The following is an 11,969-nucleotide window of genomic DNA, read 5'->3' as shown; positions in this document are numbered from 1 at the left end:
TCCCGGAAGGCCGGGGCAGCCCGCATGGATGCGGGCTGAGGGCCGTGTTTTGCACGGACGCTGCCTCGGCCCGACCCGAAGCCTGCAGGGATAAGTCGAAGGCACCGCGCAGCGGCGATGTTGCTGGCCGGAGCCCGGGGGTACAGGGGGCGGCGGCGACTGGCCGCCCCCTGTGCGCTCCCTGCGCCATGAGTGACATAACGCAGAAGAAATATTGGGAGCGCAATCTGCCCGGAATTAACACAGAAGCTGTAGCCCTGCCAGACGCAGCGCGAACAGGGAAATATTCAGTTGTGACGTTATTTCGCCGGGTGGCGGCTGCGCCTTACCCGGCCTACCGGGGCCTCTCACAGGCTCACACCTCGCAGGCCCGGTAAGCGCAGCGCCACCGGGCGATGCCATCAGGCACGGAGCCGCTTTATTGCCGGGTGGCGGCTACGCCTTACCCGGCCTACCGGGGCCTCTCACAGGCTCACACCTCGCAGGCCCGGTAAGCGCAGCGCCACCGGGCGATGCCATCAGGCACAGAGCCGCTTTATTGCCGGGTGGCGGCTACGCCTTACCCGGCCTACTTGTCCGGCTCCGACTGTCTGTAGGCCCGGTAAGCGCAGCGCCACCGGGCGATGCCATCAGGCACGGAGCCGCTTTATTGCCGGGTGGCGGCTGGCGCCTTACCCGGCCTACCGGGGCCTCTCACACGATCACACCCCGTAGGCCCGGTAAGCGCAGCGCCACCGGGCGATGCCATCAGGCACAGAGCCGCTTTATTGCCGGGTGGCGGCTGGCGCCTTACCCGGCCTACGATTCGCGCAACCTGTCGTTAATTTATTCACCAGTCTTGCTGAAACTGCCGGTGTTGCGGCCTCAACATCGCTGAGACGTTCCCGGAAGGCCGGGGCAGCCCGCATGGATGCGGGCTGAGGGCCGTGTTTTGCACGGACGCTGCCTCGGCCCGACCCGAAGCCTGCAGGGATAAGTCGAAGGCACCGCGCAGCGGCGATGTTGCTGGCCGGAGCCCGGGGGTACAGGGGGCGGCGGCGACTGGCCGCCCCCTGTGCGCTCCCTGCACCATGACTGCCATAACGCAGACAATTAACCGGGAGCGCAATCGGCCCGGAAGTAACATAGAAGCTGTAGCCCTGCTAAGCGCAGCGCGAGCAGGGACATTACCGGTTGCGCCGTTATTTTGCCGGGTGGCGGCTGGCGCCTTACCCGGCCTACGGTCCGCGTCATGTATAGCCTTCCCCCCTCTCCCCGCCGGGAAGAGGGATTGCCTCAGGCGCTGGCGCCGTCCAGCCGCGCCACTTGCTCCGCGCTCAGGCTCAGCGCCGCCGCGCGGGCAAAACTCTCCACCTGAGCCACGCTGGTGGCGCTGGCGATCGGCGCGGTCACCCCTTCGCGGCCGATCAGCCACGCCAGGGCCACTTCCGCCGGCTTCGCCCCCTGCTCCTCCGCGACCGCCGCCAGGGTATCGATAATTCGCATCCCGCGTGGATTCAGGTACTTACCAATCTTGCCTCCGCGCTGGCTCTGCGCCAGATCCGACGGCTGACGGTACTTACCGGTTAAGAACCCCGAGGCCAGGCTGTAGTAGGTCACCACCCCGATATCGCGGCTGACGCAGAGATCGCACAGCGCGCCTTCAAAGGCGGAGCGGTGGTAGAGGTTATATTCCGGCTGCAGCACCTGCCAGGCAGGCAAGCCGCCCTTGCGCGCCACCTCCAGCGCCCCCGCCAGCTGCATCGCATCGAGGTTAGAAGCCCCCATCGCGCGGATTTTTCCGGCCTGCTGCAGGCTATGGAAGGCCTCCAGCGTTTCCGCCACCGGGGTTTGCGGATCCGGCCAGTGGGAGAAGTAGAGGTCGATATAATCGGTATTCAGGCGACGCAGAGAGTCGTCAACCGCCTGTTGGATCCAGGCTTTGCTGAGCCCTTTATGGCCGGGGAGGCCGAGATCGGAGCCGACTTTGGTGAAAATTTTGACTTTATCGCGCATGCCGGGGCGCGCCTGTAGCCAGCGGCCGATTATGGTTTCAGATTCGCCGCCCTGGTTGCCCTCCGCCCAGCGGGAATAAACATCCGCCGTATCGATAGCGTCAAAACCGTGGTCAACGAAAGCATCAAGAAGAGCAAAACTGGTTTTTTCATCGATGGTCCAGCCAAAGACGTTGCCGCCAAAGGCTAATGGGGCGATGGAAAATCCGGTTTTGCCCAAAGGACGTGTCATCATGCCGAGTACTCCTTAGCTTATATTCTGCTTCCCTCAGGTAACCACAGGGGTCAGGAGAGGAGGTCGATTGGATAATCAGAAAAGGAATCTTACGGCGGGCGCTCCACGCCCGCAGGTACACTCTGACATTATGTCCCGGAATAAACATCAAAGCTAAAATATTTGCCAGCTAATTTTTTATAGGTGCCGTCGGCAAGAATCTTCGCAATCGCGCCGTTAATTTCCTGACGCAGCGCCTCATCGTCTTTACGCAAACCTATCGCCGCCCCGGCGCCAAACAGCGTATCGTCCTGCAGATGGCCGCCGACAAAGGCGAATTCCTTACCCTGCGGCTGCTGCAGGAAGCTGTAGTCGGCCATCATCCCGGAGAGCACCGCGCCGTCGATGCGCCCCGACTCCAGGTCACGCACCACGCTATCGGCCCCCTGGTAGGCCACAATGTTTATCCCCTGCGGCCGCCAGTGCTGGTTAACATACGTCTCCTGCGCCGAGCCCTGCTCCACGCCGATGGTTTTGCCCTTCAGCTGTTCCGGCGTATTGCCTTGCAGGGTATTTTTACGCGCCACGAGGAACACCGGCCCGTTATACAACTTGTCGCTAAAGGCAATCTGCGCTTTGCGCTTCTCGGTCATGTACATCCCGGAAAGGATCGCGTCGAATTTACGCGCCTTCAGCGCCGGGATAATGCCGTCGAAATTGCTTTCCACCCACACGCATTTCGCCTGCAGCTGCTGACAAATGGCGTTGCCTAAATCGATATCAAACCCCGCCAGCTTGCCCTGCGGATCTTTCCATTCAAACGGCGCGAAAGTCGGGTCAACGCCGAAGCGGATCTCCTTTCCCCCTTCGGCCAGCGCCGACGTCGACGCCATTAAGGCCAGCCATAGCAACAGTGATTTTTTCATTCGCGTTCTTCTCCAGAGATTAGCGACAGTGTTTTTCCACCAGACGGGCGAACAGCGTCGCGCCGGTGGTGATAATGTCATCGTTAAAGTCGTAGCCGGGGTTGTGCACCATGCAACCGCCCTTCTCCCCTTTCTCGCCATTGCCGAGCAGGAAGTAGCTGCCCGGGCGTTCGCGCAGCATAAAAGCGAAATCCTCGCTGGCGTTCATCGGCGAGATCGACTCCAGGACTCCTTCGCGGCCAAACACCTCCAGCGCCAGCGCCCGGGCGAAATCGGTCTCTTCAGGACTGTTGGTTAATACCGGATAGGAGTCGTAAACCTCCACTACACTGCTGGCGCCATAGCTTTTGGCGGTAAAGTCAGCGAGCTCGTGAATACGCTTGATCAGCAGGTCGCGGATTTCCGGCTTCATCGCCCGCACGCTCAGCTCCATCACCGCGCTCTCCGGAATGACGTTGGAGGCGATACCGGCCTGGAAGGTGCCGACGCTGACCACTGCCGTTTCCCCCGGCGGCACGTTGCGCGCCACAATGCTCTGCAGGGCCATCACCAGCGCCGCACCGGCGACGATCGGGTCGACGGTGCGCTCGGGGTGGGCGCCGTGGCCGCCGTAGCCGGTAATCGTGATTTTGACGGTGTCCGCCGAGGCCATGAAGTTGCCGGCGTAGAAGCCCAGCTTGCCTACAGGCAGGCCTGGCATGTTGTGCAAGCCAAAGATGCGTTCGCAGGGGAACTGCTCGAACAGGCCGTCTTTAATCATTAAATCCGCGCCGCCGATAGCCTCTTCCGCCGGCTGAAAAATCAGATGCACCGTGCCGTTGAACTGACAGGCCGGCGAGGCGATATATTTCGCCGCCGCCAGCAGAATGGTGGTGTGACCGTCATGGCCGCAGGCGTGCATTTTTCCTGGCGCCGTGCTGGCCCAGGGTAAACCAGTGGTTTCCTCGATCGGCAAGGCATCCATATCGGCGCGTAAACCGATGGTGCGCGGAGAATCGCCTTTGCTCAGGCTGCCGACCACGCCGGTTTTGCCAAGACCGCGCGTCACCTGATAGCCCCACTCCGTCAGCTTGCTGGCGACCAGTTCGCTGGTATTAAACTCTTCAAGACTTAATTCCGGATTGGCATGTAAATAATGACGGATAGAAATCATTTCCGCTTCCGTCGCTTTAATTTCTGGAATTACATAATCACTCATGCCGCTCTCCGGGAAATAAATTAAGGACTTATCACGGTATCGCGATGAAAAGTTTATGCAAGCAGCATTTCTAATACCTGGAATGGACGCATCTTATTTAATAATCCACTCACCACAGCGCAATGAATAATAAAAATAGTGCAATTAAAAAATAAAAGTTTATTTTTTTGAGAATTTCCCGTTATTTACCCTACCCTGCACGGCCACATCCAGCGTTATATAAAATAAACGGGCAGACAATTACAGAGGCTTTTCCTTCTCGCTATCGTCACGTTGGCGGGCTGCAGCGCGCCGATCGCCGCCTCCACCAGCGGCGTGGCGTCAGATACCGCCTCCCTGCCCTCGAAGGTCAACGTTTATCATCTGACCGAAAAAGAACTGTCCACCCAGGCAACGATCAATGGTTATAAATACTGGCCGGATGCTGCGCTGGATCCGTAGCTTTCCGCGAGTGCGCCATCGCCGGATCAGGCTTTTCCTGACCCGGCGTCGCGGAGCAGCGCATTTAGTGGCCGAGGGCGCCACTTACCAGAATCGAGGTGATGATCCCGGTCGCCGCGGCGATCAGCACATAGTTACCGTCGATATAGGACCAGTGATGGCCTTCCGGCGGGGGCGGCAGGCCGCGGTCGCTCCAGTCGCGGACGCGATATTCATCGCCACGGAACGGCGCCGGAGCCGGGTGGCCTTTGCGGAAATCGCTCCCGCGCCAGGCGAAATGGTCCTGCTCATGACGTGCCAGATCGCGTTTGTCATGGCCGTCGCGATCCGGGCCACGCTGGTCATGGTCGCCCTGATGATGCGCGTCAGGTCCGCCCTGCGGTGCATGCCCGTCATGGTCCGGACCGTTCTGCCACACCGTGGGTTGCCCCGGACGATGGCCGTCGTTCGGGCCATCGGCAAAGGCCGGGACGCTCAGCACACAGGATAAAATTACTGCCAGAGAAATCATCTTTTTCATGGTACACCTCCTGATTCAGCTCCTTTGTACCGGGCAAATGTGAAGAAAGAGTGAGTAACTGGTTAACCAGGACGATTCCTGGCATCGGCAGTTGCTGTGCTGCGCAACAGCCAGGCTGCGGGAGGAAGGACAATAAAAAAGGCCGCTTTCGCGACCTTTATTCAGACAGGTAAAAGGACTTATTCAGTCACTTTATTTTTTAACTCTTCGGCGCCGGTTTTGGTTTTATCCCAGCCCTTTTCCGCACCGGATTTGGTGGCGTTCCAGCCTTTTTCACTGACCTCTTTGGTCTTATCCCACCCCTTCTCGGTGCCTTCTTTGGTCTTGTTCCAGGTTTTCTGCGCGCCTTCGCTCACCTGGCTGCCGACGCTGTCCTGCTTGCCTTCGGCGGCGTATTTCGCCTTCAGCTGCTGCTCTTCGCCCTCGTGCTGGGCCTGATGCAGCTTCTCTTTAGCGGTGTTGGCGTTGGCATTCGCCGCCGCGACGGTATCATCTGTTGCATGTGTTGTCGCAGCAAAAACCGGAGCCGCAACCAGAATAGCCGATAACGCAATCATTGCTTTTTTCATAATATCCTCTCTCACGTGTCGTGTTATGAGTCGCATTCAGGATGGCACAACGAACCGGGGATGACATTAGGAATTAGCCTGAAAAACGTCTTCGACCTCCAGCCATGGCAGAAAATGCTGCCGCCTCGCGCGCCCTGTCGGCGTTGGCATAATTTCCAACATGTTTGTTACATTTTATGAAATTTGCCCTTGATATACTTGCCGTTGACGTTTACTCGAGAATAATTCTCAGAATCATTATATTTATAAATTGGCAAACGGAACTCATTTTATGGCAAGAAAATCAGTAAGATCGCTGTTACTTACTGCGCTGCTCGCGACGCCCCTCCTCAGCTATGCAACCCAATATCCCCTGACGGTCACGGACCTCGACGGCCGGCAGGTCACCCTCGCCAAAGAGCCGCAGCGTATTATTTTGCAGGATGGCCGCGACATTATGACCCTCGCCCTGCTGGACCGGGACAATCCGTTTAAACGGCTGGTGGCATGGAATAATCTGGCGAAAAAGCAGGATGTTGCCACCTGGCAGATGCTGAAAACGACGTGGCCGCAGTCGGCCACGATCCTTGACATGGGCTTCAGCGATAAAGGGAACGTCGATCTTGAAAGCGTCATCGCCCGTCAGCCGGATCTGATGATCGCCCAGCTGCGCGCCAGGCCAGCGCTGATGGAGAGCGGCGTCATCGACAAGCTCAGCGCCCTGCACGTTCCGGTGCTGTTTGTCGACTATGAGATCGACCCGGCGAAAGATACCGCCCCCAGCATCGACCTGCTGGGCAAAGTCCTTAACCGCGAGAGCCAGGCCAAAGCCTTTACCGATTACTATCGTCAGCAGCTGCAGTCGATTCGCCAGAAGACCGCGACCATCACGCCGAAGGCCAACGTCTTCGTGGAAGCGCTGGCCGGCAACAGCGACGCCTGCTGCTTTACCCACGGCCACAGCGGCTGGGGCGGGCTGGTGGAGGCGGTCGGGGCGAACAATATCGGTTCGCAGCTGCTGCCGGGCGCCTCCGGGTTCGTTTCGCTGGAGAAAATCATCAGCATGAAGCCCGACGCCTGGATCATGACCGGCTCGAAGCGCGGCAACAGCCAGGTGTTGCCCCTGGGTTATGCGGTTAAGCCAGAGGCGGTGAAGGCCCTGGCGCAGACGCTGCTGGCGCGACCTGGGGTCAGCCAGATCCCGGCGGTACAGGAAAAGCGGGCCTATGGCGTTTATCACCACTTCTATAACCACCCGTGGAATATTGTCGGCATGGAATACCTGGCGAAAGATATCTACCCGCAGGCCTTCGGCGATCTCAACCCGGATGAGACGTACCATTATATTGTGCGCCATTTCACCGACCTGCCGGACCAGCCGTTCGTCTTCTCCTGGCAGCAGAGCGAGTAAATACAGCATGCGTTTAACCTCCGACTCCGTGCTCGACGGGCTGCCCGCCGGGACCTCTGGCGTGATGGATGACTATCGCCGTATCGTGCGTCGCCGTCTGCTGCTGATCCTCCTGCTGGCGCTGTTGATTGTCGCGTCGCTGCTGCTCGATTTTATGCTCGGCCCCTCCGGTCTGCCGCTGCAGAGCCTGTGGCAGACGTTAACCGATCCGGCCAGCGCCGATCCGGGCACGCGCGCCATCGTCTGGGATATCCGTCTGCCCTATGCGGTGATGGCGATTATCGTCGGTCTGGCGCTGGGACTGGCCGGCGCCGAAATGCAGACCATCCTCAATAACCCGCTGGCCAGCCCGTTTACCCTCGGCGTCTCCTCGGCTGCGGCGTTTGGCGCCGCGCTGGCGATTGTGCTCGGTATTGGCCTGCCCGGTATTCCCGGCCAGTGGTTTATCTCGGCCAACGCCTTTATCTTCGCCCTGCTGGCGGCCCTGCTGCTGGACGGCATCACCCGCTGGACCCAGGTGGCCACCTCCGGCGTCATTCTGTTCGGCATCGCGCTGGTCTTTACCTTTAACGCTCTGGTCTCGATGCTGCAGTTCATCGCCAACGAAGACACGCTGCAGGGGCTGGTGTTCTGGACCATGGGCAGCATCGATCGCGCCTCCTGGAGCAAAGTCGCCATCCTGCTGGTCGCCCTGGCGCTGGTGATGCCCCTGTCGCTGCGCAGCGCGTGGAAGCTGACCGCCCTGCGGTTGGGCGAGGACCGGGCCATCAGCTTTGGCATTAACGTTCGCCGTCTGCGCCTGACCACGCTGCTGCGGATCAGCATTCTGTCAGCGCTTTCGGTGGCCTTTGTCGGGCCAATCGGCTTTATCGGCCTGGTGGCGCCGCATATTGCGCGGATGCTCTTCGGCGAAGACCATCGCTTTTACCTGCCCGCCAGCGCGCTGATCGGCGCCTTGGTGCTCTCCCTGGCCTCCATCGCCTCGAAAAACCTGATCCCGGGGGCCATTATTCCGGTGGGGATCGTCACTTCCCTGGTCGGGGTCCCGTTCTTTTTGAGCATCATTTTACGTCATCGGGGGCAGGTATGAGCGACCAGACATTATCCGGGCTGTCGCTGTCTCACTTCAGCGCCGGCTACCCCAGACGCAAGGTGATCGAGAACCTGACGGTTCCCCATCTGCCGCGAGGGAAAATCACCGCGCTGCTGGGGCCAAACGGCAGCGGTAAATCAACGTTAATGCGGGCGATGGCGGGTCTGGGCCCCTGCCGCGGCGAGCTGCTGCTGGAGGGGGAAAATCTGCTGACGCAGCCGTTCTCACGTCGCGCAGAGCAGGTGGTCTATCTTCCGCAGACGCTGCCCGCCGGCGTGCATCTGCATGTGCTGGAGTCGATTATCGTTGCCCAGCGCGCCGCCGGAGGACGCCACAGTCCGCAGCGCCAGGAGGAGGTGATGGCGCTGCTGCGACAGCTGGGGATTGCCCATCTGGCGATGAGCTACCTCGATCAGCTCTCCGGCGGGCAAAAGCAGCTGGTGGGTCTCGCCCAGTCGCTGATCCGCCAGCCGCGCCTGCTGCTGCTCGACGAACCGCTCAGCGCCCTTGACCTCAACTACCAGTTTCACGTGATGGATCTGGTGCGCCGGGAGACCCGGCGGCGCAACATCGTGACCCTGGTGGTGGTGCACGACATCAATATTGCCCTGCGTCACGCCGACCACGTGCTGATGCTCAAGGCGGGCCAGCTGCTCGGCGACGGCACCCCGGCCGCGGTCATCACCCCCGAGACTCTGGCGGCCGTCTATGGGGTGCGCGGGCGTATTGAACCCTGTTCGCAGGGGGTGCGGCAGGTGATTATTGACGGCCTGGTGGACAGCGAGGCCTGACCGCGGCGCGGGGCGGCACGTCCGCCCCGCGCCCGCCGGCTTAGTGATCGAGATAGATATAGTTTTCCCAGCTTTTCATACGGATCAGGATCTTCCTGATCAGCGACAGCTCTTTCAGATGATCCGAGTAGACCGCCGCCTCGAGGGTGGCCCCCTGCGGCAGAGCGTATTCGGCAAAACGCGGATCGGTCACCTTCAGCACCACCAGCGCCCGGCCATGGGTATTGAGCGCGTCTGTGGTCAGCAGTTTGCCCTGCCCCTGGAACTGGCTCTCGCCAATCGCCGGCAGCACGTCGGCCACTTCTCCGCGAAAGACGGTGCCCGGGATAGCCGGAAACATCAGCTCCGCGGGCTCGCCTTTGTGCAGACGCTGCAGGGCGTTCTGGCGAAATGCCGCGACGTACTCCCGCGAGGCGGCGCCCTCCACCGGCACAAAGGTCATCAGCGGGATCATCCCCAGCGCAGTGGACATGGTGCCCGGCCGTAAGCCGACGGTACTGACATAGCCATCCTCCGGGGCGCGGACGACGGTGTTCTCCAGCTGAAACTGCGCCTTTTGCAGCTGCGCCAGCAGGGAGGCCACGGTGGTGTTTTTGCCCTTCACCACAGAGTCCAGCGCATTACGCGCCTGAACCACCTTCGCCTGAGCCGCGCTGACGCTGGCTTCATCGGCTTTCCACGTCTGCAGACGGGTATCAACCATTTGATCGGAGAAGGCGCCCTGGGCATGGCCCTCCCGATAGCGGGCATACTCCCGCCGCGACTGGTCGCGCTGGGCCACCGCACGGCTCAGCTCGGCCTGCGCCTGGCTTAACGCCGCGTTTAAGGAGAGCGCATCCTGACTGGCTGCTTTTATCTGCGCCTGCAGATCGTCCACTTTCGCCTGGAACGGCGTCGGGTCGAGGGTAAACAGCACATCGCCCTTATGCAGCATCTGGTTAGGCTTCACCGGTACGCTCTGCACCCGGCCGCGCACCTGCGACACAATCGGCACGGTGCGAAACACCTGGTTACCGACGTCGGTATAAGGGAAGTTGTAGTTCATCCCGAAGATCACCGCGCCAATCAGGGCGATACCGCCGAGCACCGCCGTCGGCACGGTCCACTTATTGAGCGGGATGCGAAAAACTTTAAACACCACGATGCATAGCGCGGCGTAGGTCAGCAACATTAACGTTTCCATTATTTTGCCTCCTTCGCTTTCAGAACGTCCACCTCGCGCTGGACCTGTTCCAGCTGCTGGACCACCGTTTCCAGACGCTGATGCAGCGCCTGCTGCTCGTCGGCAATGTGGCGCATCCCCCATCCGCGGTCTTCGCGCCACAGCGTCGCCCAGATCCATAACAAGGGCCACAGCGCGTGGAGGGTAAATAAGCTGACCCAACCGGCATAATGAATCGCATCCTGATGAGGATGACGCCGCTCTTTGGCGATTTCATAAGGAATATCGTGAATAACAATCACGCCATAAAAAAGTATTAAGGCCACGGCGATCAGAATGGCCAGCGCCACATAGTCCAGGGTCATAAAATAACTCCAGAGTGCAAGGTTAAATAAATAAAACAGCCAGATTCAGGCGTAACGGGGCCGGGGGAAAAAGCGCGCTTAGCGCTTTCCCTGGCGGTAATAGCAACGTGATGGCGTGAATCTGCCGAATCGGATTCAGAATTTCTCAGGAATATGACGGTCGATGGAGATCAGCTTGCCTTTTTTCACCGTGATATATCCCCCCTCGCGCAGCGCGGCCAGCACCTGGTACACATAGCTGCGCGAGAGATTGGTTCGTTTAATAATAAATGCCGACAGGCTCTCATGCTGACCCCCATCAATTTCGCCGCGATATAAATAGCGCGACAGCATCGATTTAATGGTCTGAAAGCTGGTCTGGCTGCCGCGTTCATAGTGGGCATCAAGGGCAAATATGCCCATATAGGCCAGGATCGTGGTCAGCTCTTGCATATAGCCCGGCGACGAATGAAAGAATATTCGCTCAAAATCGCTGGCGGTTATTTTCGCCAGCTGGCACTCGCCCAGACACTGATAATAGAGCGCGACCGACGGACAATAATGTTCCAGTAATCCTAATGGCATATGCGCGATAACAATCCCGACCAGGTTCTGCTCATCGCCAAAGGCCAATGTCATTTGCCCCTGCAGCAGAAAGTAGAGATAGCCCGGCTGCGGAATAAAGCCCTGGTCTTTGCCCAAACTCAGCGTTTCACTGCAGGCGATCACCGCCGGCAGATGCGTAGTCAGCGTCAGCTTCTGGTACCGATCGTAAATATCGCCAAAACTGGGGTTCATCGCGCTACGCACTCCTTTACCTTTGGCCACCGCGGCGGGGCTAACCGCGACCTGTTGAACTATACCTAAGCGGGTGGGGAAGGAAAAGTCCAGATCTGGAGTGGCGAAATATTCCGCCTGGCTCACATTTTTTACCCTCGCCTCCCTGTTTCGTGACCCAATCGTTCCGCTTACCGGTGGGCTGTGCTTTAATGAGCTAAACCGGTTTAATAAAGTTTAGCTTAGAGGAGCTTGTCGTATGAATGGAAAAATCTGGGTACTCGGCGATGCGGTCGTCGATCTCCTGCCCGATGGAGAGGGCCGCCTGCTGCAATGCCCCGGCGGCGCGCCGGCCAACGTGGCGGTCGGCGTGGCGCGGCTCGGCGGTGACAGCGGGTTTATCGGCCGCGTCGGCGACGATCCCTTCGGCCGTTTTATGCGTCACACCCTGGCGCAGGAGCAGGTGGATGTGAACTACATGCGCCTCGATGCGGCGCAGCGCACCTCCACGGTGGTGGTCGATCTCGATAGCCGCGGGGAGCGCACCTTT

General features: G+C 59.7%; 14 protein-coding genes. 5 read left to right on the top strand and 9 right to left on the bottom strand.

Going from position 1 to position 11,969, the window contains the following annotated elements; genetic code table 11:
- Positions 1 to 1,275: 1,275 nt before the first annotated feature.
- The 4 genes from KHQ28_RS19870 to KHQ28_RS19855 form a co-directional block, all read right to left on the bottom strand.
- Positions 1,276 to 2,229: an aldo/keto reductase gene (locus tag KHQ28_RS19870; protein WP_032419275.1), complete on the bottom strand. Its 954-nt coding sequence runs from the start codon at positions 2,227 to 2,229 to the stop codon at positions 1,276 to 1,278.
- Positions 2,230 to 2,357: 128 nt separating this feature from the next.
- On the bottom strand, positions 2,358 to 3,134 hold the full coding sequence (locus KHQ28_RS19865; protein WP_002892707.1) for an ABC transporter substrate-binding protein: 777 nt from the start codon (positions 3,132 to 3,134) through the stop codon (positions 2,358 to 2,360).
- 19 nt (positions 3,135 to 3,153) lie between these two features.
- Positions 3,154 to 4,332 carry a M20 aminoacylase family protein gene (locus KHQ28_RS19860; protein ID WP_029602943.1) on the bottom strand — a complete coding sequence of 393 codons (1,179 nt, stop codon included), beginning with the start codon at positions 4,330 to 4,332 and terminating at the stop codon, positions 3,154 to 3,156.
- A 215-nt stretch (positions 4,333 to 4,547) separates the two neighbouring features.
- Positions 4,548 to 4,685 carry a hypothetical protein gene (locus tag KHQ28_RS19855; RefSeq protein WP_032408802.1) on the bottom strand — a complete coding sequence of 46 codons (138 nt, stop codon included), beginning with the start codon at positions 4,683 to 4,685 and terminating at the stop codon, positions 4,548 to 4,550.
- Between KHQ28_RS19855 and KHQ28_RS19850 the strand changes: the two genes are divergently transcribed.
- Positions 4,648 to 4,773 (top strand): hypothetical protein, encoded by a 126-nt coding sequence (locus KHQ28_RS19850; RefSeq protein ID WP_019705351.1) that lies wholly within the window; start codon positions 4,648 to 4,650, stop codon positions 4,771 to 4,773. The two genes, KHQ28_RS19855 and KHQ28_RS19850, sit on opposite strands and share 38 nt — an antisense overlap.
- Before the next feature lie 64 nt (positions 4,774 to 4,837).
- Here the strand turns inward: KHQ28_RS19850 and KHQ28_RS19845 are convergent, their stop codons facing one another.
- Both KHQ28_RS19845 and KHQ28_RS19840 read right to left on the bottom strand, forming a co-directional pair.
- Positions 4,838 to 5,293: an RcnB family protein gene (locus KHQ28_RS19845; protein WP_020324546.1), complete on the bottom strand. Its 456-nt coding sequence runs from the start codon at positions 5,291 to 5,293 to the stop codon at positions 4,838 to 4,840.
- Between the two features lie 179 nt (positions 5,294 to 5,472).
- Positions 5,473 to 5,862: a hypothetical protein gene (locus KHQ28_RS19840; RefSeq protein ID WP_032419276.1), complete on the bottom strand. Its 390-nt coding sequence runs from the start codon at positions 5,860 to 5,862 to the stop codon at positions 5,473 to 5,475.
- 271 nt (positions 5,863 to 6,133) lie between these two features.
- Between KHQ28_RS19840 and KHQ28_RS19835 the strand changes: the two genes are divergently transcribed.
- The 3 genes from KHQ28_RS19835 (at position 6,134) to KHQ28_RS19825 (ending at position 9,136) form a co-directional block, all read left to right on the top strand.
- Positions 6,134 to 7,252 (top strand): ABC transporter substrate-binding protein, encoded by a 1,119-nt coding sequence (locus KHQ28_RS19835; protein WP_020324543.1) that lies wholly within the window; start codon positions 6,134 to 6,136, stop codon positions 7,250 to 7,252.
- Between the two features lie 61 nt (positions 7,253 to 7,313).
- Complete coding sequence (locus KHQ28_RS19830) at positions 7,314 to 8,342, top strand: iron ABC transporter permease (protein ID WP_072143255.1); 1,029 nt, start codon at positions 7,314 to 7,316, stop codon at positions 8,340 to 8,342.
- On the top strand, positions 8,339 to 9,136 hold the full coding sequence (locus tag KHQ28_RS19825) for an ABC transporter ATP-binding protein (protein ID WP_002892698.1): 798 nt from the start codon (positions 8,339 to 8,341) through the stop codon (positions 9,134 to 9,136). The genes KHQ28_RS19830 and KHQ28_RS19825 overlap by 4 nt, the downstream gene beginning before the upstream one ends.
- Positions 9,137 to 9,176: 40 nt before the next feature.
- Here the strand turns inward: KHQ28_RS19825 and KHQ28_RS19820 are convergent, their stop codons facing one another.
- The 3 genes from KHQ28_RS19820 to KHQ28_RS19810 all read right to left on the bottom strand — a co-directional run bounded on the left by KHQ28_RS19820 (position 9,177) and on the right by KHQ28_RS19810 (position 11,440).
- Positions 9,177 to 10,319 carry an HlyD family secretion protein gene (locus KHQ28_RS19820; protein WP_002892697.1) on the bottom strand — a complete coding sequence of 381 codons (1,143 nt, stop codon included), beginning with the start codon at positions 10,317 to 10,319 and terminating at the stop codon, positions 9,177 to 9,179.
- Complete coding sequence (locus KHQ28_RS19815) at positions 10,319 to 10,663, bottom strand: DUF3302 domain-containing protein (protein WP_002892695.1); 345 nt, start codon at positions 10,661 to 10,663, stop codon at positions 10,319 to 10,321. The genes KHQ28_RS19820 and KHQ28_RS19815 overlap by 1 nt, the downstream gene beginning before the upstream one ends.
- 135 nt (positions 10,664 to 10,798) lie before the next feature.
- Entirely contained in the window at positions 10,799 to 11,440 is a 642-nt protein-coding gene (locus KHQ28_RS19810; RefSeq protein WP_004151802.1) for a helix-turn-helix domain-containing protein, read from the bottom strand.
- Between the two features lie 238 nt (positions 11,441 to 11,678).
- Between KHQ28_RS19810 and KHQ28_RS19805 the strand changes: the two genes are divergently transcribed.
- Positions 11,679 to 11,969: PfkB family carbohydrate kinase (locus KHQ28_RS19805; RefSeq protein ID WP_228298281.1), on the top strand; the 291-nt coding region annotated here is incomplete at its 3' end.

The sequence above is a fragment of the Klebsiella sp. 28 genome, assembly GCF_018223905.1.
GTDB lineage: Bacteria > Pseudomonadota > Gammaproteobacteria > Enterobacterales > Enterobacteriaceae > Klebsiella > Klebsiella pneumoniae.
The sequence above is the reverse complement of the archived record's forward strand: the minus strand, read 5'-3'. Positions and strand labels throughout refer to the sequence as shown.